The organism is Synechococcus sp. CS-1332, assembly GCF_025127995.1.
Taxonomy (GTDB): domain Bacteria; phylum Cyanobacteriota; class Cyanobacteriia; order PCC-6307; family Cyanobiaceae; genus Cyanobium.
In genome coordinates this window covers 1-20,702 of sequence record NZ_JAHLYP010000017.1, presented here as the reverse complement: position 1 = coordinate 20,702, position 20,702 = coordinate 1, and the positions used below count along the sequence as shown (strand labels likewise).

General features: G+C 69.8%; 19 protein-coding genes, 1 tRNA gene and 1 pseudogene. 6 read left to right on the top strand and 15 right to left on the bottom strand.

Translation table 11 applies throughout. The features are described from left to right. Positions 1-21: 21 nt before the first annotated feature. Both moeB and KQ305_RS03335 read left to right on the top strand, forming a co-directional pair. Positions 22-1,191 carry a molybdopterin-synthase adenylyltransferase MoeB gene (gene moeB, locus KQ305_RS03340; protein ID WP_259724019.1) on the top strand — a complete coding sequence of 390 codons (1,170 nt, stop codon included), beginning with the start codon at positions 22-24 and terminating at the stop codon, positions 1,189-1,191. Beyond that, positions 1,139-1,960, top strand: a complete 822-nt coding sequence (locus KQ305_RS03335) for an ion channel (protein WP_259724018.1) — start codon at positions 1,139-1,141, stop codon at positions 1,958-1,960. Before moeB ends, KQ305_RS03335 begins: the two co-directional genes overlap by 53 nt. A gap of 34 nt (positions 1,961-1,994) precedes the next feature. Here KQ305_RS03335 and KQ305_RS03330 read toward each other — a convergent pair whose 3' ends face one another. Further along, positions 1,995-3,158 carry a cob(I)yrinic acid a,c-diamide adenosyltransferase gene (locus tag KQ305_RS03330; RefSeq protein ID WP_259724017.1) on the bottom strand — a complete coding sequence of 388 codons (1,164 nt, stop codon included), beginning with the start codon at positions 3,156-3,158 and terminating at the stop codon, positions 1,995-1,997. A gap of 51 nt (positions 3,159-3,209) precedes the next feature. Here KQ305_RS03330 and larE point away from each other — a divergent pair, with 51 nt between their 5' ends. Next, the gene (larE, locus tag KQ305_RS03325) at positions 3,210-4,082 is read left to right on the top strand and encodes an ATP-dependent sacrificial sulfur transferase LarE (RefSeq protein ID WP_259724016.1); all 873 of its coding nucleotides are present in this window, start codon (positions 3,210-3,212) and stop codon (positions 4,080-4,082) included. 31 nt (positions 4,083-4,113) lie between these two features. Here the strand turns inward: larE and speD are convergent, their stop codons facing one another. Both speD and recF read right to left on the bottom strand, forming a co-directional pair. Beyond that, positions 4,114-4,608: an adenosylmethionine decarboxylase gene (speD, locus tag KQ305_RS03320; RefSeq protein WP_259724015.1), complete on the bottom strand. Its 495-nt coding sequence runs from the start codon at positions 4,606-4,608 to the stop codon at positions 4,114-4,116. Positions 4,609-4,696: 88 nt separating this feature from the next. Beyond that, on the bottom strand, positions 4,697-5,788 hold the full coding sequence (gene recF / locus KQ305_RS03315) for a DNA replication/repair protein RecF (protein WP_259724047.1): 1,092 nt from the start codon (positions 5,786-5,788) through the stop codon (positions 4,697-4,699). An 89-nt stretch (positions 5,789-5,877) separates the two neighbouring features. Between recF and KQ305_RS03310 the strand changes: the two genes are divergently transcribed. After that, positions 5,878-5,951 (top strand) — tRNA-Arg (locus KQ305_RS03310). Between the two features lie 23 nt (positions 5,952-5,974). Here KQ305_RS03310 and KQ305_RS03305 read toward each other — a convergent pair. From KQ305_RS03305 to KQ305_RS03270, 8 genes are all read right to left on the bottom strand, one after another. Continuing rightward, positions 5,975-6,445 carry an N-acetyltransferase gene (locus tag KQ305_RS03305; protein ID WP_259724014.1) on the bottom strand — a complete coding sequence of 157 codons (471 nt, stop codon included), beginning with the start codon at positions 6,443-6,445 and terminating at the stop codon, positions 5,975-5,977. A gap of 16 nt (positions 6,446-6,461) precedes the next feature. Further along, entirely contained in the window at positions 6,462-9,467 is a 3,006-nt protein-coding gene (gene ppc / locus KQ305_RS03300) for a phosphoenolpyruvate carboxylase (protein WP_259724046.1), read from the bottom strand. Between the two features lie 26 nt (positions 9,468-9,493). Further along, positions 9,494-10,657, bottom strand: coding sequence for a glutamate--cysteine ligase (gene gshA / locus KQ305_RS03295; RefSeq protein ID WP_259724013.1), 1,164 nt, complete (start codon positions 10,655-10,657; stop codon positions 9,494-9,496). After that, positions 10,654-12,219: an anthranilate synthase component I family protein gene (locus KQ305_RS03290; protein WP_259724012.1), complete on the bottom strand. Its 1,566-nt coding sequence runs from the start codon at positions 12,217-12,219 to the stop codon at positions 10,654-10,656. The genes gshA and KQ305_RS03290 overlap by 4 nt, the downstream gene beginning before the upstream one ends. A gap of 68 nt (positions 12,220-12,287) precedes the next feature. Continuing rightward, entirely contained in the window at positions 12,288-12,719 is a 432-nt protein-coding gene (locus KQ305_RS03285; RefSeq protein WP_254945691.1) for a photosystem I reaction center subunit II PsaD, read from the bottom strand. Positions 12,720-12,831: 112 nt separating this feature from the next. Beyond that, the gene (locus tag KQ305_RS03280; protein WP_259724011.1) at positions 12,832-14,232 is read right to left on the bottom strand and encodes a sensor histidine kinase KdpD; all 1,401 of its coding nucleotides are present in this window, start codon (positions 14,230-14,232) and stop codon (positions 12,832-12,834) included. After that, entirely contained in the window at positions 14,223-15,491 is a 1,269-nt protein-coding gene (gene rodA / locus KQ305_RS03275) for a rod shape-determining protein RodA (RefSeq protein WP_259724010.1), read from the bottom strand. The genes KQ305_RS03280 and rodA overlap by 10 nt, the downstream gene beginning before the upstream one ends. Before the next feature lie 4 nt (positions 15,492-15,495). After that, positions 15,496-16,602, bottom strand: a complete 1,107-nt coding sequence (locus KQ305_RS03270) for an Mrp/NBP35 family ATP-binding protein (RefSeq protein WP_259724009.1) — start codon at positions 16,600-16,602, stop codon at positions 15,496-15,498. Between the two features lie 193 nt (positions 16,603-16,795). On the opposite strand from KQ305_RS03270, the gene hemF reads away from it, so the two are divergent. Beyond that, the gene (hemF, locus tag KQ305_RS03265) at positions 16,796-17,821 is read left to right on the top strand and encodes an oxygen-dependent coproporphyrinogen oxidase (RefSeq protein ID WP_259724008.1); all 1,026 of its coding nucleotides are present in this window, start codon (positions 16,796-16,798) and stop codon (positions 17,819-17,821) included. Here the strand turns inward: hemF and KQ305_RS03260 are convergent. Beyond that, the gene (locus KQ305_RS03260; RefSeq protein WP_259724007.1) at positions 17,748-18,605 is read right to left on the bottom strand and encodes a dehydrogenase; all 858 of its coding nucleotides are present in this window, start codon (positions 18,603-18,605) and stop codon (positions 17,748-17,750) included. The two genes, hemF and KQ305_RS03260, sit on opposite strands and share 74 nt — an antisense overlap. 31 nt (positions 18,606-18,636) lie before the next feature. Beyond that, positions 18,637-19,188 (bottom strand): cofactor assembly of complex C subunit B, encoded by a 552-nt coding sequence (locus KQ305_RS03255; RefSeq protein WP_259724006.1) that lies wholly within the window; start codon positions 19,186-19,188, stop codon positions 18,637-18,639. A 92-nt stretch (positions 19,189-19,280) separates the two neighbouring features. On the opposite strand from KQ305_RS03255, the gene KQ305_RS03250 reads away from it, so the two are divergent. After that, entirely contained in the window at positions 19,281-19,946 is a 666-nt protein-coding gene (locus KQ305_RS03250) for a ribonuclease D (protein ID WP_259724005.1), read from the top strand. A 61-nt stretch (positions 19,947-20,007) separates the two neighbouring features. On the opposite strand, the gene KQ305_RS03245 is transcribed toward KQ305_RS03250, so the two are convergent. Both KQ305_RS03245 and KQ305_RS03240 read right to left on the bottom strand, forming a co-directional pair. Continuing rightward, positions 20,008-20,265: a hypothetical protein gene (locus tag KQ305_RS03245; RefSeq protein ID WP_259724004.1), complete on the bottom strand. Its 258-nt coding sequence runs from the start codon at positions 20,263-20,265 to the stop codon at positions 20,008-20,010. A gap of 40 nt (positions 20,266-20,305) precedes the next feature. Continuing rightward, a pseudogene (locus KQ305_RS03240) lies at positions 20,306-20,702 on the bottom strand (sugar synthetase); the annotation flags it as partial.

Sequence of the window (20,702 nt, the reverse complement as noted above, 5' to 3'; positions counted from 1 at the left end):
GCGTCGTGGGCCTCCACCGCCATGCTTCCTCCCGACACCAGCGCCGTCCAGCTCAGCCCCGATGAGGTGGTGCGCTTCTCCCGCCACCTGATCCTGCCGGAGATCGGCATGGAGGGGCAGAAGCGGCTCAAGGCGGCCTCGGTGCTGTGCGTCGGCACCGGCGGCCTCGGTTCGCCCCTGCTTCTCTATCTGGCCGCCGCCGGCGTGGGCCGGCTCGGCATCGTCGACTTCGATGTGGTCGACCACAGCAACCTGCAGCGCCAGGTGATCCATGGCACCAGCTGGGTGGGCAAGCCCAAGATCGAATCGGCCAAAGCCCGGATTCACGAGATCAATCCCCACTGCCAGGTGGACCTCTACGAGACGGCCCTCACCAGCGAGAACGCCCTTGAGATCATCGCCGGCTACGACATCGTCTGCGACGGCACCGACAACTTCCCCACCCGCTACCTGGTCAACGACGCCTGCGTGCTGCTGGATAAGCCGAATGTCTACGGCTCGATCTTCCGCTTCGAGGGCCAGGCCACCGTCTTCAACTTCGAGGGCGGCCCCAACTACCGGGATCTGTTTCCCGAACCGCCACCGCCGGGAATGGTGCCCTCCTGCGCCGAAGGCGGTGTGGTGGGGGTGCTGCCCGGGATCATCGGCGTGATCCAGGCCACCGAAACGGTCAAGTTGATCACCGGCATCGGCACCAGCCTCAGCGGCCGGCTGCTGCTCTTCGATGCCCTCAAGATGAGCTTCCGGGAGCTGAAGCTGCGCCCCAATCCGGAGCGTCCCGTGATCGAGACGCTCATCGATTACCAGGAGTTCTGCGGCGTGGGCGGTTCGGCCCCCGGCCAGGAGGAGGCGGGCAGCGTGCCCACCATCAGCGTGACCGAACTCAAAACACTCCTCGACGGCCCGCAGGAGGACCTGCTCCTGCTCGACGTGCGCAACCCCCCGGAGGCCGAGATCGCGGTGATTCCCGGCGCGGTGCTGGTGCCCCTTGATCGCATCGAAAGTGGGGAGGCGACCGAGGAGGTGCGCCGCCTGGCGAAAGGCAAGCGGCTCTACGTCCACTGCAAGCTGGGCGGCCGTTCCGCCAAGGCCCTGATCGCCCTTGGCCGTCACGGCATCGACGGGGTGAACGTGCAGGGTGGCATTGACGCCTGGAGCCAGGAGGTGGATCCTGCCGTCCCGCGCTACTGAGCCCCTCACCCCGGCCAGGAGGCGGTGGCTGGAGCGCCGCCGTCAGGAAGCCCGGCGCCTGATCGCCCTTGAGAAGCGCTTCCTTCCGCTTCTGATTGCGGCCCTGCTGCCGGTCCTGGTGATGCCGTTCACGGCCACGCGGGGCTGGCTCGCCAATGTTCTCCTGGCCCTGGTCTTCAATCTGCTGATTCTCCAGTCGATCCTCACTCTTCCGGTGATCGGCGGGGTGACGTATGCACGCCTGCGCCAGGAGATCTTCCGCTGGGTCGGGCTGGTGGGCGGCCTCGGGCTCTGGGTGCCGGTGTTCACCGGCACCTGGCCCGGGGGTCTGTTCCGGGCCGTGGAGATGGTGCTGCTGAGCCTGTTCTTTCTGGCCACCTCCCTGCGGCTGGTGCGCCTGCTGGCCCGGGTGCCCCGGGTCAATGGGCAGGTGATGGCCGGCGCCGCGGCGGGTTACCTGCATCTGGGCCTCACCGGCGGCGTGCTCGCCACGGCCACCCAGGTGCTCGTGCCCGGCAGCTTCAGCCTCGGGGAGGGCACCAGCCACCAGTTGCTGCTCGACCGACTCACCTACTTCAGTTTCGTCACCATCGCCGGCGTCGGCTATGGCGACGTGCTGCCGGCCAATGCGGTGGGGGAGCGCTTCGTGATCCTCCTCAGTATCGCGAGCACCCTGTACGTGGCCCTGCTGGTTGGGCTGCTGCTGGGGCGTTTCATCGCCTCGGAGGAAGTGGAGATGCTCGAAGACGACCAGCTGGACATCGAGTGAGGCCCCAAGGCCCGCCGCTTCAGCAGCCTCTGGTTCAGTAGTCGACGCCGCGCTTGAGATCCACGCCCCGCTCGGCGTAGTGCTTGTGGCACACCATCTCGGAGTGGACGCTGGCCAGATCGAAGTAGGCCGGCCGGCTCTTGCAGCGCCCCGTGATGATCACCTCGGTTTCGGTGGGCTTGCGCAGCAGGGTCTGGACAATCGGTTCCACCGGCAGCAGTTCCAGATCCACCGTGGGGTTGAGTTCGTCCAGGATCACGGTCTTGTAGAGGCCGCTGGCGATCGCGGCCCGGGCGATCTCCCAGGCCCGTTCCGCCTCCACGTAGTCGATGGGCTGCTGCTGGCCGCGCCAGACGATCGCATCGCGGCCCGAGCGCAGGTGATCCACCAGATGGGGGTAGCTCTCGCGCAGGGCGGCGATCGCCGCGTCCTCGGTGTAGCCCGCCCCGCCCTTGAGCCACTGCAGGATCAGTACCCGGTGGCTCTTGTCCTGGCTGATGCCCCGGCCGATGGCCTGCAGGCCCTTGCCCAGGGCGCTCGTGGATTTGCCCTTGCCCTCGCCGGTGTAGATCTCGAGGCCTTCGAGCCCCTGCTGGGGCCCGCTGTGGGCCCGCATCTCCGAGTGCAGATCGGCCAGCTGCACCAGCTGACGCGGCGCGCCCCGGCCGGTGCAGATCATTTCCATGCCCGCCGGCTTGGTGGCCAGGGTCCGCACCACCTCTTCGGTGTCGAGCAGGCCCAGGTCGAGCACGGGGTTGAGCTCGTCGAGCACCACCACCGAATAGAGGTTGCTGGCGATCGCCCCCTTGGCGATGTCCCAGCCCCGCTGGGCCTCCTGGTGGTCGAAGCGGGTGGCCTCCGCGGCGCTGAAGTGGTCGCCCCGGCCGGTGCGCACCTGGTCGATCAGGTGGGGGAAGCCCTGCTGCAGGGCCTCGATGGCGCTGTCCTCGTCGTAGGCGCGGCCGGGGCCCTTGAGAAACCGCAGCAGCAGCACCCGGGTGCGCTTCTGCTCGCAGATGCCCAGCCCGATGGTGCGCAGCACCACCCCGAGGGCCGCCTGGCTCTTGCCCTTGCCTTCTCCGTCGTAGACGTGCAGCTGGCCGTGGGCCCGCTCGTCGCTGCCGGCGGCGGTGCGGATGCCGATGCCCCGCCCGGTGCCGCGTTGCGGGGTCTGGGTGCTGCGGGCGGCGGGGGTCATGGGTGGGTGGTTCCGGTCCGGATGCTACCCAGACTTGCCAGGATCTACGCCATGCCCACACCCGGCCGCCTCCACCTGCTCGAAGCCCTGCCCGCTCCCCTGGAGCGGGGCATGGTGGCGTTGTGCCGGCAGCTCGACGGCTTTGACCGGGTGGTGGTGGCCTACTCCGGCGGTGTCGACAGCGCCCTGGTGGCCGCCCTGGCCGACGACCGGCTGGGGGAAAGGGCCCTGGCGGTCACCGGAGTTTCGCCGGCCCTGGCGCCCCACCTGCGCCGGGAGGCCAGCGACCAGGCCCGCTGGCTGGGCTTGCGCCACCGTGAGCTGCCCACCGCAGAGCTGGCGGATCCCACCTATGCCAGCAACCCGGAGGACCGTTGCTACGCCTGCAAGCGGGAGCTGCATCGCCTGCTGGCCCCGATCGCTGCCGCCGCCGAGGGGGCCCAGGTGCTGGACGGGGTCAACCTCGATGACCTGGGCGACCACCGGCCCGGCATCCGTGCCGCTCGCGAATTCGGCGTGCGCTCGCCCCTGGCCGAGGCCGGCCTCGACAAGGCGGGGGTGCGCCAGCTCTCCCGTGCCCTGGGCCTGCCCTGGTGGGACAAACCGGCCCAGCCCTGCCTGGCCTCCCGTTTCCCCTACGGCGAGCCGATCGATGCCCCCCGGCTGACCAGGGTGGCCGCCGCCGAGGACTGGTTACGCCAACGTGGCTTCGCCGAACTGCGGGTCCGCAGCCAGGGGGAGACGGCGCGCATTGAAATCCCTGCCGCCGGCTTGCCGGCGGCGCTGAAGTCTCTGTCCCAAGGTGAGCTGCGCCCCCAGCTGGTGGAGGCCTTCAGGGACCTGGGCTTCACCGCCGTGGCCCTCGATCTGGAGGGTCTGGTGAGCGGCAAGCTGAACCGCTCCCTGGGGGTGCATCGGGACTGACCGACACCCAGACGTGCCCCTGGCCTTGGGCTCAGGCGCTGGCGAGGTGGGGCTCCCTCTGGCTGTCGATCAGGGCCTCGGGTGTTTCGCGGCGGAAGCTGGTGAGCTTGTGCCGGCCGGATCCCAGCTCCTCCCAAAGGACCTGACAGGCCCTCTCAGGCATGGTGTGGTCACCGCAGGTGAAGACATCCACGGCCGCATAGCCCGATTCGGGCCAGGTGTGAATGGAGATGTGGGACTCCGCCAGCAACGCCAGGCCCGTGACGCCCTGGGGTTCGAAGCGGTGGGTGATCAGGTTGAGCAGGGTGGCACCAGCGCGTTTGGCTGCTGTCGTGATGGTGTCCCTGAGGAAAGCTTCGTCGTCGAGCCTTGCGCAATCGCAGTCGTAGAGCTCGAGGATGCAGTGTTTCCCTACTGCGTCGGTGGTGTCGCCTGGAGGGGAGACGGGGCGTGCAATGGCGTGGATGGGGGAGGCGGCGGGCTTCCATCCCGGGTTGGGATGCAGGCTGGAAAGGGTTTGGTTCATCGAATCCGATCAAACAGATCTCACCATACGCGCCAGAGCGCGGATCAGTGGTTCGCCAGGTCGCCTGCGGCGACAGGGAGATCGGGCCTCAGACCACCAGGGCGCCGCCGTGCAGTTCCACCACCTGGCTCTGGGCCCGCCAGCCGTTGCTGAAGGCCTCCAGATGGGTGGCACTCACCAGGCACTGGTGGCCGTCACCCACCGCCTCCAGCAATAGTTGTTGGCGCCCCGGGTCAAGCTCGGCCAGCACGTCGTCGAGCAGCAGCAGCGGTGGCTGACCCACCACCTGGCCCACCAGGTCCAGCTCCCCCAGCTTCAGGGCCAGCACCAGGGTGCGCTGCTGGCCGGCGGAGCCGTAGCGCCGCGCGGCCTGGCCGCCGATCAGCAGCGCCACCTCGTCCCGGTGGGGACCCACCTGGCACTGGCCCAGCCGTTCCTCCTCGGTCCGCTGCTGGCGCAGCTGTTCCGCCAAGGCCTCCCGCCAGGGTCCCTCCTCGTCGCTGGCGTCGGCCAACAGGGTGCCGCTGATGTACGCGAGCTGGAGGGGTTCGGCGGCCCCGCCGATGCGCTGCTGCCAGGCCACCGCCAGCGGCTCCAGGCGCCGCAGGGCCCGCTGGCGCCGCCGGTGCAGGCGGGCGCCGACCAGGGCCATCTGCTGATCGAAGGCATCCAGCAGCTCCTGCCGCTGACCCGCCGCCAGTCCCCGGCGCAGCAGCTGGCTGCGCTGCCGCAGCAGGCGTCCATAGCGGCTCAGCAAGGCGCCGTAGACCGGTTCGAGCTGCAGCACCACCCGGTCCAGCCACTGGCGCCGCAGGGCGGGCTCCCCCCGCACCAGGTCGAGGTCGAGGGCGCTGAAGCCGACGCAGCGGAGGGGGCCGATCAGGTCGAGCTGCCGTTCGAGCCGTTTGCCGTTGCGGAACGCCTGGCGGCCACCACTGCGGCGCAGCTCCAGCTGCAGGCTGTCGGCCTCGTCGGTGAGGGCGCCCAGGCGGCTGCAGGGGTGGCCGTGGCTGATCAGGTCCCGGTCGACGCTGCAGCGGTGCGAGCGCAGGCTGGTGAGCAGTTCCACCCCTTCCAGCAGGTTCGACTTTCCCTGGCCATTGCTGCCGATGACGAGCAGGCGGGGCGCCTCCAGCGTCAGCTGCAGGCCGTCGATGTTGCGGAAATACCGGAGGTCCAGGCGGTGCAGCCGGATGGTTCTGGGGCGATCAGCCGCTAAGGTACCGCCATCGGAGGCGGGGGTCCTGTGGGGCCCCTACCGCCGTGGCAGGGCATGTAGCTCAGTTGGATAGAGCGTCAGATTCCGGTTCTGAATGTCGGGGGTTCGAGTCCCTCCATGCTCGTCAGCCCCGCCCAAAGGTCTCCTTCACCCGTTGGCGTCGGGCCGAAGGTCCAGGCCCATGGCCCGGATGCCGCCGGGATCCACCACGAACCCCGCCCGGGTGAGGGCCTCAAGGGCTTCGGGCGGGGCAGAAAGGGAGATGCTGCAGCCGCTCAGTTCCCGCCGCAGGCGGGCCAGGGCGGCCTGCACCAGGGACCCGATCACCTCGTCCCGGCAGGGGTCGGCCGGATCGGCCACCAGGTCCCAGAGGTTGGCGTTGAGGGCCTGGTCACTGGTGGCGCGCACGAAGCCCACCAGCTGGCCCCCGGGGTTGAGCACCACCAGATGCCAGGCGCTGCGCGCCAGCACCCTCTGCCAGCGTTCGGTGCTGCGGGGGCCATCGCCGCAGGCCTCCAGCAGGCGGTTGAGGCCGGACGGTTCGGGGTCGTGCTGATGCAGCAGCGCATAGCCCTCCCGCAGGCGTGGGGTGGGGGGCTGGCTGCGGAAGGGGATCAACAGAGAGTTCAGGGGATCAGCCCGTGTTGCGCATGCCTGCGGCGATGCCGTTGATGGTAAGCAAAGCGCCGCGCAACAGTTCGCTGCGGCTGTAGGTGCGGCCGTCGCCAGAGCCGCCCGGCCCTTCGCTCGGCCCCTCGCTCATCGGCGGTTGCCGCTTCTGCTCCCGCAGCCGGCGCAGCAGTGCCACCTGCAGGTAGCCCAGGGGGATGATGGTGCGGTTGCGCAGGTCAACCGACAGCTGCAGGGCCGGGTCGCCGTCGAGGAGCCGGCTGTGGTTGCTGATGCGCAGCACCAGGGCATGGGTGAGGGCGAACTCGCTGGCGATCGACGCGAAGATCTGCTCGAACACCACCTTGTTCTGGGGACGGCCCAGGGAGGTGACGTAATGGCCGGCCAGCTCCAGGTCGACCTTGGAGAGGGTCATCTCCACCTTGGAGATCAGCATGCGGAAGAACGGCCAGCGTTGGTAGAGCAACTGCAGCAGCTCCATCTGCTCACCGTCGGCATCGAGTTCGGCCTGGAGGGCCGTGCCCACCCCATACCAGCTGGGCAGCAGGAAGCGGCTCTGGGTCCAGCCGAACACCCACGGGATGGCCCGCAGGCTGGAGAGATCCTTGGCGCCGCTCTTCCGCCGTGCCGGCCGGCTGGAGATCTGCAGCTTGCTGATCTCCTCGATCGGTGTCACCTGCTGGAAGAAGGCCACCAGGTCGGGGTTGTCGTGCACCAGGGCCCGGTAGTGGTCGCGGGAGCGGGCCGCGAGCCGCTCCATCAGCACGTTCCAGGTGGGGGTGTCGTCCACCGGGGTGCTCACCATGCTGTTCTGCAGCACGGCGGTGGTGACCGTCTCGAGGTTGTAGAGGGCCAGTTCGGGCAGGGAGTACTTGGAGGCCAGCACCTCCCCCTGCTCGGTGATCTTGATGCGACCTTTGAGGGTGCCGCTGGGCTGGGCCAGGATCGCCTGGTAGGCGGGGCCGCCACCCCGTCCCACCGAGCCGCCCCGGCCGTGGAAGATGCGCAGGGCGACGTCGTGGGCATCGGCGAGCGACTGCAGCGCGATCTGGGCCCGGTGGATCTCCCAGTTGCTGGAGAGGAAGCCGGAATCCTTGTTGCTGTCGGAGTAGCCCAGCATCACTTCCTGCAGGGGCTGCTCGCCGTCGCTGTTGCTGATCAGCAGCTGGCGGTAGAAGGGGTCGGCGAACAGGCGTCCCATCACCGCCGGGGCCCCCTGCAGGTCTTCCACCGTCTCGAACAGGGGGATCACCAGCAGGGCCGACTTCTGGGCCATCGGATCCACCAGCCCCGCCTCCTTGGCCAGCAGCACCACCTCCAGCAGGTCGGACACCGTGTGACTCATGGAGATCACGTAGGTCCGGCAGATGCGCCGGCCGAACTCCTGCTGCAGCCGCTGCAGCATCCGGAACACGGCGAAGGTCTCGGCGGTGGGGGCGCTCCAGCGGGCCGCGGGCGGCAACAGGGGCCGGCGGGTCTTGAGCTCGTTCAGCAGCCACTCCACTCGTTGCTCCTCGTCCATCTCCCCGTAGGGCACAGGCAGCAGCAGGTAACGGCTGAGTTCGTCGATGGCGTCGCTGTGGCGGGTGCTCTCCTGGCGGATGTCCAGGCTGGCCAGGGAGAAGGCGAAGATGTGCACCTGGCTGAGCAGGTCCTGCAGGGCTTCACAGCTCAGGCCGGTGGCATCGAGGCTTTCCTTGATCAGCTCCAGGTCGGTGCGGAACTCCTCCACTGACGCGTAGTGGAGCTCCTGGGGTGGGGCCGGCTCCATCAGGCTGGTAAGGCCGGCTTCGTGGCCGGAGGAGCCGTCACAGGGGGATTCCCAGCCCGCCTCGGCCAGCTGCTGGTTGCGCTGCTGGGTGAGCCGCAGCCGCTCGAGGGTGTAGCTCAGCTTGAGCCGGTAGGGCTCGAGCCGGTAGCGGGCGGCCCGTTCCTCGTAGATCTCCGGGAAGCGCAGCCGGTCCATCTCCAGGGATTCCAGCAGGGCGGCGCTCACCTGGCTCCACTGCATCGAGATGCTGAGCTGGTCGCGCAGGATCGACACCGCCTGGATGTAGCGGGCGAGCATCATCTGCCGCTGGAAGCAGGCCGTGCGCCAGGTCACATCCGGCGTCACCGAGGGGTTGCCGTCCCGGTCGGAGCCCACCCAGGAGCCGAAGGTGCAGAAGGCGTCCCGGGGGGGCTGCACGTCGGGGTAGCTGGCCGCCAGGGCGGCGCGGATGCGCTGACGCAGCTGGGGAAGGGCGTCGAAAAGCACCTGCTGGAAGTAGTGCAAGGCATAGTCCACCTCGTCGATCACCGACGGCTTGAACTGGTGCAGCTCATCGGTGCGCCACCACAGCCGGATCTCCTCCTCCAGCTGCTGGCGCAGCCTGTCGTTGTCGTCCGGATTGCCCTGGCCGTTCACCTGCAGCTTCTGGATCAAGGCCGCCACCCGCCGCTGCTTGTGCCGCACGGTGTGGCGCACGATCTCGGTGGGGTGGGCGGTGAACACCAACCGGATGTCGAGCTCCCGCAGCAGGTTCTCGAGCTGGCCCGGCGGCACGTTCAGGGCCCGTAGGCGCTCGAACAGCTGGCGGAAGGTGGCCGGATCGCTCTGGCTGGCCAGGGCCGGCAGGAAGGGGTCGTTGCTGGCGGGGGCGGGGGCCCGTTTGATGCTTTCGAGGTAGCTGTCCTCCTCGATGTGCTGCTCGAGGATGTTGACGAGCTGGAAGTACAGGGAAAAGGCCCGGGCCGCGGCGATGCCCTCGGCCAGATCCATCGCCTTGATCAGCGCCACGATGCCGTCGGTGTCGACGGCGGAGGAGGCCTCCGGATCAAGACCCGGTGCCACCGGACCGCTCAGTTCCTTGAGCCTGAGCAGGCGTTCCACCTGCTCGGGGGGGCATTCGCTGCGCAGCACCGTCTGCCAGAGATCCTCCACCAGTTCGAGCCGCTCGGTGAGCAGCCGGATCACCCCGGGGGAGGCCTCGGCGGGAACGACCGATGGTTCGGTCAGGTGGAGCCGCATGGGGGCGGTGGACGCGGGGGTGCTGTTCATGATCCTCCAGGAACCTGGGCGGCTTCTGTTGCCAGCCATGCGTCCAGGGCCTTCTCCCGTGCCTCGAGAGCCACGGCCTCGCTGCCGATGATCGCACTGATCGTTTCGCCGCGCCGTTCACGGGCGAGCCAACGCATCGCCTGGTTGCCCGTGCTGAGCAGCTCATGGAGCGGCGCCAACCAGCGCTCCAGCCCCAGCTCTGCCGCCAGCGGTGCCATGGTCTCCAGCTCGGCGGCGATCCAGACGCGGGCTTCGACCGTCTCTCCGGTGCGCCAGTGCACAAGCTGGGCCTCAAGGCTGGAGCGGGCCACCGCCCGGTCGTTGGCATCGGCGATGGCTTCGAGTTCGCCTGCGGCGAGCCGGCTGGCGAGCAGTGGATCCTGGCCCTGGGGATCCCCAAGCAGCAGCTGCAGGCGCAGTTCCGTGAAGGCGGTGACCGCCAGCAGCAGCAGCGGGTCATCAATCAGGTCGCAGATGCGGATCTCCAGGCGGTTGAGGCCATGGGGCCGGTCGTCACCGTTGGGGCGCACCGAGGTCCACAGGTGGCGCACATTGCGCATCGCCCCGGCGGCCAGTTGCTCCTCCATCCAGTGGATGTAGTGGGCATGGTCGCGGAACAGGGGCACCTGGGGCGGGGTGATCGGAAACTGCAGCCAGCGCTGGGAGTGGGCCCCGGTGACCACCCCGTCCAGGAAGGGGGAGCTGGCGCTGAGGGCCAGCAGCAGGGACGCCTCGCAGCGCAACAGGCGCAGGCCGGCGAACAGGGCATCCATGTCCGTCAGCCCCAGGTTGATGTGGACGCTGGCGGTCACGACCCGGGTGCCGTAGGTGGCTTCGATGTAGGCGTGGTAAGGGTTTTCGGGGTCGGAGCGCTCGAAGCGGTGGCTGTCCCCCAGGCTCAGGGTGCTGCCCGGCAGCAGGGTCAGCTGGCGGGGCTGGAGCCAGCGGCGCAGGCGACGGCGCGGCTCCAGCAGCAGCTCCAGCTGGGCGGTGTAGGAGGCCTCGGGTGGGGTGACGTACTCCAGGTTGCGCAGATCTGGTTCGGTCATGAAGCCCGCCAGCGCGGCGGCCGCTTCGGCCGAGCAGCCCACCACCGTGCCGTCGGCCCGGCCGGTGTACATCTCCACTTCGAAGCCCTTGAGCAGCAGGGGAGCGCTCATGGCGTGGCGTCCGACGCACGGGCCCCGGCCGGCTCCAGGCAGGCGAGGGCCTTGAGCATCCCGCGCGCCTTGTTGCGGGTTTCCTCGTACTCCGCCTCCGGCCGGGAATCGGCCACGATCCCTGCCCCGGCCTGGACCTGCACCCGCCAGCCGCCGTCGGGGTGGGGCCGCACCACCATGGTGCGGATCGTGATCGCCGTGTTTAGCGCCCCGGCCAGATCCACGGCCCCATAGACCCCCGAGTAGGGCCCACGGGCATCCGGTTCGAGGGCATGGATCAGCTGCATGGCGCGGATCTTGGGCGCTCCGCTCACCGTGCCGGCCGGGAAGGACGCCATCAGCAGGTCCCAGATGTCGTGATCCTCGGTCAGCAGCCCTTCCACCTCGCTGACGATGTGCATCACGTGGGAGTACTTCTCGATCACCATCAGCTCGGTGACCTGCACCGTGCCGGCGCGGCAGACCCGGCCCAAGTCGTTGCGGCCCAGGTCGACCAGCATCACGTGCTCGGCGCGCTCCTTGGGATCGGCCAGCAGTTCCTCGGCCAGGGCCGCATCCCGCCGGGCATCCTCGCCGCGCGGGCGGGTGCCGGCAATGGGCCGCAAGGAGGCCTTCACCCCTTCGGCGCAGGGCTCCGCCTTCACCATCACTTCGGGGCTGGAGCCGATCAGATGCCAGTCGCCGAAGTTGAAGAATGCCATGTAGGGCGAGGGATTCACCATCCGCAGGCTGCGGTAAAGCTCGAAGGGATCGTGGCTCACCCGGGTTTCCAGCCGCTGGCTCAGCACCAGCTGGAACACGTCGCCGGCGGCGATGTGCTCGGCCGCCGTGGCAACGGCGGCTTCGAAGTCGGCCTGGCTGCGGTTGCTGCTGGTGGCCAGCTCGGTGCCACTCGCCTCGTGCCAGGCCAGCGGTTTCACGTGCGACGGCAACGGGGCGTGCATCCGGGCCTCGAGGGCCTCGATGCGCGCCTCTGCCCGCTCGTAGGCCTCGCCGGGATCGGCTCCGCCCGAGAGATCCACGTAGGCCACGGCCGTGATCTGGCGCTTCACCTGGTCGAACACCAGCAGGCTGTCGGCCAGCATCCAGCAGCCATCGGGTGGAGCCCCCTCGGCGGCGTCGTGCACCGGCACGCTGGACTCGATCCACTGGATCAGCTCGTAGCCCCAGAAGCCGAACAGTTGGGCCACCTTCGGCAGGCCCTCCACCGGGCCGGGCCGCAACGGCGCCAGGGCGTCCCGCAGCAGGCTGAAGGGATTGCCCTGGAGCTGTTCGCTGCGGCCATCCCGCCAGCAGCGTTCGCCCCGGTCGCCGCGGCAGGTGAGGGTCCAGAGCGGGTCGCTGACGACGTAGCTCCAGCGGCCCAGCTGCTCACCCCCCTCCACCGACTCCAGCAGCACGCCATGGCTGCTGCCCGCCCCCACCTTCAGCCAGGTGGTCAGGGGCGTCTCCAGGTCGGCGGGCCAGCACTTCTTGAGGGGCAGAAGATTGACGGCCAAGTCAGCACCTGCTTCCCCACCGGCGATCCGGGCGAGGAAGGCGCTGCGATCAGAACCGGGCATCACGGCGACAGGCAGGCAAAAAAAACGGGGCTCTCGGCCCCGCCGTTATAGGTGCTGGCCGGTGAGGCTCAGGCTTCGTGGGTGGCCTTGCCGCTGAACTTGAGGCTGGCGGGGTTGGGGTTGGCGCCGATGCTGCGGGGGGTGTGGCCCACCATGGCGCGGCCTTCGTTGACCTTCTCGGGGAAGACGCCGTCCTTGGGATGCAGGAATTCGGTGTCGCCGCCGGGGTAGATCCGGTAGATCTTGTAGTCCTCGATCCGGGGCTTGAACTTGGTGCGCAGCTGGGTGCCGAGGGCCAGGCACTGCTCCTTGCGGGCGAAGTACATGAGGTTGTCCCCTTCGTTCATCTCCGCGGCACCGCCGGTGGGGAGTTCGAACGCCTGGGCCTTGGAGCTGCTCCAGGTGATGGCGTACTTCTCCTCGGTTTCGGCCGAGTTCAGCAAGCCACCGGTGCTGCCGATGGACTTCGGGAGTTGACCGTGGAGGGCCGTATCAGGCATGACTTGCAGACCGTTTCAGGCGGAAACTAGCACCGTGTTTTTCGCCTTCCCGGCGCCCCCGGGGGACTCTTCACACCCGTCAACAAACGCGGCCCACCCGGGGCCCATCCCCTCAGCCGCTGCGCTCGGCGGCAGGGAAGAAGACGGTCAGGTTGCTGCCGCCCCGCTCGGTGAGCCGGCCCCCCAGGCGGTGGAAGAGCCGCTGGGTGGCCTGGCGGCTCAGCTGCAGGCTGCCGGTCTGCGGATTCCAGCTCAGCACCGGCCCCACCGGCATCGGCACGGCGGCCGCCAGCCCGTCGGCCTCACGGCTCTCGGGGTCGTCACTGCTGAGCTGCAGTTTCAACCGCGACCCCGCCGGCAGCAGCCGCAGCCGCACCTCGCTGCCACTGGGCAGGCTGCGGCTGAACCGGTCCATCAGCCCGCCGAGCATGGTTTCGAGTCGGCTGGGATCGCTCATCACCGGCGGCAGGTCGGCGGCGATCTCGAGCACGAGCTTGAGGTCCCGCCGGCCCAGCTGGCGTTGCCACAGCGCCTCCAGTTGATAAAGAAGCCGGCTCAGGTCCGTCCGGGCCAGTTCGCTGTCGCTCAGGGGCTGGCCACTGCCGGGCTGGCGCTGCAGTTCCGCCGCCAGGAAGATCAGTCCGAAGCGGTCGATCTGTTCGCTGCATTCGCTGTCGATCTGCTCCAGCCGCTGGCGCACCACCGCCGGCAGGTCGGTGCGGCGCAGCAGGGAGCGGATCAGGGTGCGGATCGTGGCCAGAGGGGTTCGCACCTCATGGGTGAGGGCCTCGAGCAGGGCCAGCTCGCTGCTCACGGCGTCGTTGCCGTTGCCCTCACTCCGTTTCTCCCCGTGCACCAGCGGCTGCAGGGTGACGCTGGGGGCCATCGCCGCCAGCCGCTGGGCCAGCAGGGGCCAGAAGCGGGTGCCCAGATCGGGCGCGTTGCGGAGCGGGCCCAGCATCTGCAGCCGGCGGCGCAGTCCCAGGCCCTCGGCCGGATCGTCCTGGGCCAGGCGCCGATCGAGCAGTTCCAGGGCGGCCGAGAGGATCGAGGCCTCGAAGCGCACCACCAGCCGCCGCGCCTGCGGGGGACCATCGAGGGCCAGGGCCACCTGCAGCACCGGCGTGATCAGCACCAGCAGCGGATCAGTGCCGTCGTCCTGGCGCAGGCTGAGGCGCCGGAAGCCCCCCGGCCGTCCGGCTGTCCCCCGGGGAGCGGTTCCCGGAGGGGGCGGCAGGCCGGGCAGCAGTGGCAGCCCCGATGGCATCAGGTTGCCCACCTCCACCGGTGTCCAGACCCAGCCGTCCATCCACTCCAGCAGGGAGGGCTCGTAGAGGGCCGGCAGGGGGGCCGCCAGCCAGACGCCGGGCTGGGGAGGGGCGGCCCCGAGCAGATCCGCCTGCACGGTGGCCAGGGCGGCCCACCACTGACGCCTGACACTGTCTTCGTCCCCTCGCCCCGCCGGCACGCCGTCCGCCAGCAGTAAACGAAGTTCCCCCAGGCTCACCACCATCGCCGCAGGCTGCGGCTGCGCCTGGCCACGGAGGCACAGAGCCCGAGGCTGATGCAGTTGACGAGCATGGCCGACCGGCCGTAGCTCAGGAAAGGAAGGGGAATGCCGGTGATCGGTCCGAGGCCGATGGTCATGTTGACGTTCACCACCACCTGAAACATCAGCATGGCGCCGATCCCCACCACCACGAGCGATTCGTAGTCGCTGCTGGCCCGACCGGCGATCTGCAGCAGGCGCCAGATCAGCACCACAAAGCCCACCACCACCAGCATCGAGCCGATGAATCCGGTTTCCTCCCCCAGGGCACTGAAGATGAAATCGGTGTGCTGCTCAGGGATGAAGCGCAGCTTGGTCAGTGATCCGTTCATCAGGCCGGTGCCCCAGAGCTGGCCGGAGCCGATCCCCACGGTGCTCTGCAGCAGGTGGTAACCACCGCCGAGGGGATCCTGGGCCGGATCGAGGAACAGGGTGAGCCGGGCGCGCTGGTGCGGCCGCAGCCCGTGCTCCCACAGCCAGGGCGTCCCCACGGCGAACAGTCCCTGGACGGCCAGCACCAGCGCCAGGCCGATCCCCTTCCAGGGCAGGGAGCGCCAGGCCACCCACCCCATCAGGGGGATCCAGGCCACCAGCAACCAGGGCACGGTGCCGGCCATGATCGCGGTGAACAGCGGCGAGAGCAGCAGCAGCAACCAGGTGGCGGGCATGCCCGACCAGAACAGCATCACCAGCAACACCGCACCGAAGACCAGCGACGAGCCCAGATCCGGCTGCACGAACACCAGCAGCCAGGGCACGCTGATCATCCCCACCGGCCGCAGCAGATCGATGGGCCGTTCCACCGGGTACTTCGACAGCACGCCTGCCAGCAGCAGGATGGCTGCCACCTTGGCGAATTCCGACGGCTGCACGTAGAAGCCACCGATGTTGATCCAGCTCTGGGCGCCGAGGGCGCTGACCCCGATGATCCGCACCGCGATCAGGCTCACCACCATCAGGATGTAGATCGGCCACTGGAACCGGGCGATGCGCTCCAGGGGCACCCGGGACAGCAGCAGGGCCACGACCATCCCCACCGCCGCGATGATCCAGTGCTGGTACCAGTCGGTGGTGGCCTGCTGGCGCTGGGTGCTGGCGATCAGGATCCCCGCCAGCAGGATCAGGGCGGTGGGGATGCCCCACAGAATCGGATCGAAGCCGAAGCCACGCCGCTTCGCCCCCTTGGCGGCGAACCCACCGCGCCGGGGGCTGAGAACCGCCATCGCTTCAGGCGAGGGCCGGGCTGAGGGCGCAGCTGGCGCTCAGCCGCTCGGCAAGCTCAGTGAAGGCGCGGCCGCTGGCGGAGGTGGGTGCCGAGAGCACCACAGGCCAGCCCCGCTCCCCGCCCTCGAGCACGGGCATCTCCATCGGCAGCTGGGCCAGCAGGGGCACGCCCGCCTCGTCGGCCAGCAGCTGGCCACCACCGCTGCCGAAGAGGGCGTAGCGGCGATCGGGCAGATCGGGGGGGATGAAGGCGGTCATGTTTTCCACCACCCCCAGCACCGTCACCCCCATCTGCAGGAACATCGCCAGGCCGCGGCGGGCGTCCTGCAAAGACACCTGCTGGGGTGTGGTGACGATCACCACGCCGGCCATGGGCACGGCCTGGGCCAAGGTGAGCTGGGCGTCGCCGGTGCCGGGGGGCAGGTCCACCACCAACACGTCGCGCTCGCCCCAGTTCACCTGATAAAGGAACTGGCGGATGATTCCGTTGAGCATCGGTCCGCGCCAGACCACCGGCTGGTTCTCCTGGATCAGCAGGCCCATGGACACCATGACAATGCCGCAGCTCTCGATCGGCTCCAGCACCTGGTCATTGCCGCTGCCCGTCACCTGGGGGCTGCGGTCGGCCACGCCGAGCATGGTGGGGGCATTGGGGCCGTAGATGTCGGCATCGAGCAGGCCCACCCGCAGGCCCGAGGCCGCCAGGGCACAGGCCAGGTTGACCGCCACGGTGCTCTTGCCCACACCGCCTTTGCCGCTGCTGACGGCGATCACCTGGCGCACGCCGGGGATGCCCTGGCGTTCCGGCAGCTGGCCCCCGCCCGGGCCGTGGCCGGCGGCGCCGATCGGCCCCGACGAGGGGGCGGCGGCGGGCTGGGCCAGCTCGATCTGGACGTCGTTGATCCCCTCCACGGCCAGAAGGGCGCTGCGGGCCTCGGCGGCGATGCGCTCCCGCTGGCTCGCGGCGAAGCCTGGCAGGGCGAGGCGAAACACCGCCCGGCTGCCCTGGTGACGCAGATCGGTGATCCAGCCGAGCTCCACGAGGCTGCGGCCGCTGCCGGCATCGCGGAGCGCCTGCAGGGCCTTCAATAGGGTGTCGGCGCTGGCCATTCGTCGACGTCACAGGCGTTCTGATCCGGGATCCTAGGGGCCGTGCCCCGGGGCGGTCGGGCCGGCACTGGCGCTTCCCTGGCGGCCGCCCGGAACTTCCGCAGCCCATGACAGAGACTCTCGAACCCTTGTGAGACCCCCCGGCGGGCTGAAAAGGTGTGCGGATGTTCCGCGACCGCCGCGCTGCCGTTCCATGGAGATGCCACCTGCCGATTCCCGCAGCCGCGCCAAGGCCCTGCTGATGGGCCTGCAGGATTCGATCTGCGCCGGCCTGGCGAGCCTCGACGGCGAGGGTGGCTTCGAGGAACAGAGCTGGGAGCGGCCGGAGGGCGGCGGTGGCCGCTCCCGGGTGATGAAGGACGGCCGGGTGTTCGAGCAGGGCGGCGTCAATTTCTCCGAAGTGGAGGGCGAGCGTCTGCCCCCCTCGATCCTGTCCCAGCGCCCCGAAGCGGAGGGCCACCGCTGGTTCGCCACCGGCACCTCGATGGTGCTGCATCCGCGCAGTCCCTATCTGCCAACGGTGCACCTCAACTACCGCTACTTCGAAGCCGGGCCGGTGTGGTGGTTCGGCGGTGGCGCCGACCTCACCCCCTACTACCCCTTCCTGGAGGATGCCCGCCATTTCCATCACACCCTCAAGGGGGCCTGTGATGGGGTGGATCCCGCCTATTACAAGGTGTTCAAGCCCTGGTGCGATGAGTACTTCTTCCTGAAGCACCGCGGCGAGACCCGGGGCGTGGGCGGCATCTTCTACGACTACCAGGACCCAGGCGGGGTGCTCTACAAGGGCAGCGACCCCGAGGGGCCTGCGGCGGCGGCCAGCACGGCCGTCGGCCCTCTGCACCAGGACTGGGAGCAGTTGTTTGCCCTGGCCTCGGCCTGCGGCAACGCGTTTCTGCCGAGCTACGTGCCGATCGTGGAGCGCCGCCACGGGCTGCCCTGGGGAGAGGTGGAGCGCCAGTTCCAGCTCTACCGCCGCGGCCGCTACGTGGAGTTCAACCTGGTGTTCGATCGGGGCACGATCTTCGGGCTGCAGACCAACGGCCGCACTGAATCGATCCTGATGTCGCTGCCACCTCTGGTGCGCTGGGAGTACGGCTACACGGCTGCCGAAGGCAGCCGGGAGGCCCTGCTCACTGACCTGTTCACTCGCCCCCAGAACTGGCTTGAAGACCCTTCCCTGGAAGAGCGCTGCCGACCCCACCAGGCTGTGGGGTGAGGGGCTGGGCGGTGGTGGTGGGGCCGCGGCCCAGGCCGACTTCAAGGGCCGTCACGATCCGGTTGGCGATGGCAAGAACCGTGTCGGGGCGGGTGGCGGGGTTGCGCAGGGAGCGCTCCAGCCGGCCTTCCAGCTTGCCCACCTCGAGCAGGGCGATGCCACGCCTGGGTCCCCCCAGGCCGCCGCGGAAAGCCATGGGGAAGCCACCGAAGGCCTCGGCCAGGCTTTCGTCGAGGCGGCCGAAGGGCCGGTGCAGCGGCGGGATCAGCCCCGATCCGACGCCGTCGGGGCCCCAGGCATCGAAGTGGATCTCCAGGGCGTAGCCGCCGGCGGCGGCATGCTGCCGGCCCACACTCCAGTTGGTGCCGGGATCGTTGCCGTCGCTGATCGTGCGGAAGGGGGGGCGGTAGGTGCTGATGCGCAGCCCCCGCTGCTGTCCCAGGGCCACCACCGCCTCGGCGACGACCATGTTCCAGTAGAGCTCGTCGCTGATGCCCGGATACATCGGCGGCGCCCCGGCGGCCACCGCGGCGCCGCTGGTGCCGGACCCCGCGATCCCTTGGGAATCGGCATGGCCGGCCAGCACCAGGATGGGGGTGTCCGCTTCGGCGGGGCGGAGGCCGATCCAGTCCCGGTTCAGGTGGCTGCGGGGGCCGGTGATCGGATCGCTGCCGGCCAGCGCCGGGGCTGATGTCCGGAGCTGGCCGGCCATCGGCATGGCTTCAGCGCTGCGGGCGGGTGCCGCCAGGCCGGCAAGGCTGCTGAACAGAAGGGCTGGACCCACAAACCAGGCGGCAGAACGGCAACGCATCGGCTCAGATCGGGGAGGAGAGCAGGGAGCCGTCGCTGGCCAGTTGGAGAGCGGGCCCGAGCTCTCGCTCGATGGCGATCAGTTCGTCGCGGTGGGCCCGCAGGCGCAGGGTGCTGCCGCCGCCGCTGTCCCCATCCATCAGCCGCAGCTCCAGGCTCTCGGGCCTGGCCGCCCGCCGGCTGTAGACGACACCCGCCATCGGACCCACCAGGGCCAGCAGCAGGGGCCACCAGCCGAGGGAGGGAAGCACCTGGCGCAGCACCAGGCCCAGGCAGGCGGCCCCCACGCTGCCCAGCAGCGAGAGCAGCAGGGCAAGGGGCAGGCTGGAGCGCACCTGGCCGCGGAAGCGCAGCAACTGCCGCTCGGGGTCGCCGGCTTCGGTCTGCCAGCCCCGGGCCGTGAGCCAGTTGGAGAGGCCTTCGAGCACCAGCACCGGCGGCTGGGGGGAGTGGACGTCCACCACCGTGGTGCGGTCCTTGCTGGCGGCCCTGAGGAAGAAGACCAGGCCGACGGCCATCAGCAGGGTGAGCAGGAGGGTGGAACCCAGGGTGGGCATGGGGGCGGAGCCTTGGCGGCCCCCATTCTGGCCCGACTGGCCCGGACGGCGTCCGTGCTGGGCCACGATGGCCCCAAAGTTCCTGCCCCACGATGGCCCAGACCCCTGTCAGCGTCAGCGCCAGCCCCGGACCGGCGGCCCGTTTCGCCGTCTTCGACCACGACCTCGACGCCACCTGGCAGGAGCTCTACGGAAAGGCCCGGGCCCTGGCGATCGATACCGAGGCCATGGGGCTGATCCACGGGCGCGACCGCCTCTGCCTGGTGCAGATCTGCGATGACGCCGACAACGTCTGCTGCATCCGGCTGGCGCGGGGGCAGACGGAGGCGCCGCGGCTGAAGGCCCTCTGCGAGAACCCGGCGATCGAGAAGGTGTTCCACTTCGCCCGCTTCGATGTGGCGGCGCTGGCGGAAAACCTCGGCATCGCCGTGGACCCCATCTTCTGCACCAAGGTCGCCAGCCGCCTGGCCCGCACCTACGCCCCGCGCCACGGCCTCAAGGACGTGGTCAATGAGCTGGTGGGGGTGGAACTCGACAAGCAGGCCCAGAGCTCCGACTGGGGCCGGGTGGAGGAGCTCAGCGATACCCAGCTGGCCTACGCCGCCGGGGACGTGCGCTGGCTGCTGGCTGCCCGTGACCGGCTGGAGGTGATGCTGCGCCGGGAGGAGCGCTGGGAGCTGGCCCGCCGCTGTTTCGCCTGCGTGCCGGTGTTCTCCGCCCTCGACCGGCAACGGTTCAACCAGGTGTTCGAGCACTGAGTCGGCGAGCGCTGGCGGGGCCCTCCGGGCCGCCCGCCGAGCGTCCTGCCTGCAGCGGCCCTCAGTCCTCGATCATGAAGAGGTCGTCCTCGCCCACCGAGCGCAGCTGACCGTCGAACAGCAGGCCCCGGTCGAGGCCGCTGGCCCTGGTCTCCTCCAGCAGCCGCTCGGCCAGGGCCAGCTTGGCGGCGGTATCCCGCAGGCCTTCCTTGGCCGCCAGGATCTCCACCCGCCGGCGGGCCGCCGCCAGGCTGATGCCCAGCTGGGTGGCCAGATGACCGCAGGCGGCGTTGAAGCTGCGGTCGGGGATGCCGGGCATCGGTGCGGGGGACGAGGGGGCGGTCGAGCCCATCATCCCCCTACCCCGGCATCAGGCGCTCGAGGATCAGGGCCGCCAGCCGCGCGCTGCCACCGGCCGGTCCCATGCGCCGCCGGCCGATGCGGCCCAGCCGGGCCCGCTCGCCGTCGTTGTTGAGCAGGGCGATCAGCCGCCGCTGCAGCTGTCCGCTGTCCTGACACGGCAGCACGGCTCCCCCCAGGAGCCGGCTCTGGCGGCGGGCGAAGCCGGCCTTGAACTGGGGGCCGGGCCCTGGCAGCGACAGGGCCGGCACCCCCAGACCCACCAGCTGCTCGGTGGCCGTGCCGGCGGTGGCCAGCCCCAGCTCCGCCAGCGGCGCCCAGGCCGCGAACCGGCCCGGCCCCACCAGCAACTCGAGGGGGCCGCGGCGCCAGAGGGCCGAGGCACCGGAGCCGGGC

Excerpts from the sequence above, each read along its gene's own strand:
- moeB (WP_259724019.1), top strand. The coding sequence starts at position 22 with ATGCTTCCTCCCGACACCAGCGCCGTCCAGCTCAGCCCCGATGAGGTG.
- KQ305_RS03330 (WP_259724017.1), bottom strand. The coding sequence starts at position 3,158 with ATGACCCCCGCCGCCCGCAGCACCCAGACCCCGCAACGCGGCACCGGG.
- larE (WP_259724016.1), top strand. The coding sequence starts at position 3,210 with ATGCCCACACCCGGCCGCCTCCACCTGCTCGAAGCCCTGCCCGCTCCC.
- speD (WP_259724015.1), bottom strand. The coding sequence starts at position 4,608 with ATGAACCAAACCCTTTCCAGCCTGCATCCCAACCCGGGATGGAAGCCC.
- ppc (WP_259724046.1), bottom strand. The coding sequence starts at position 9,467 with ATGCGGCTCCACCTGACCGAACCATCGGTCGTTCCCGCCGAGGCCTCC.
- gshA (WP_259724013.1), bottom strand. The coding sequence starts at position 10,657 with ATGAGCGCTCCCCTGCTGCTCAAGGGCTTCGAAGTGGAGATGTACACC.
- KQ305_RS03290 (WP_259724012.1), bottom strand. The coding sequence starts at position 12,219 with ATGCCCGGTTCTGATCGCAGCGCCTTCCTCGCCCGGATCGCCGGTGGG.
- KQ305_RS03285 (WP_254945691.1), bottom strand. The coding sequence starts at position 12,719 with ATGCCTGATACGGCCCTCCACGGTCAACTCCCGAAGTCCATCGGCAGC.
- KQ305_RS03280 (WP_259724011.1), bottom strand. The coding sequence starts at position 14,232 with ATGGTGGTGAGCCTGGGGGAACTTCGTTTACTGCTGGCGGACGGCGTG.
- rodA (WP_259724010.1), bottom strand. The coding sequence starts at position 15,491 with ATGGCGGTTCTCAGCCCCCGGCGCGGTGGGTTCGCCGCCAAGGGGGCG.
- KQ305_RS03270 (WP_259724009.1), bottom strand. The coding sequence starts at position 16,602 with ATGGCCAGCGCCGACACCCTATTGAAGGCCCTGCAGGCGCTCCGCGAT.
- hemF (WP_259724008.1), top strand. The coding sequence starts at position 16,796 with ATGGAGATGCCACCTGCCGATTCCCGCAGCCGCGCCAAGGCCCTGCTG.
- KQ305_RS03255 (WP_259724006.1), bottom strand. The coding sequence starts at position 19,188 with ATGCCCACCCTGGGTTCCACCCTCCTGCTCACCCTGCTGATGGCCGTC.
- KQ305_RS03250 (WP_259724005.1), top strand. The coding sequence starts at position 19,281 with ATGGCCCAGACCCCTGTCAGCGTCAGCGCCAGCCCCGGACCGGCGGCC.
- KQ305_RS03245 (WP_259724004.1), bottom strand. The coding sequence starts at position 20,265 with ATGCCCGGCATCCCCGACCGCAGCTTCAACGCCGCCTGCGGTCATCTG.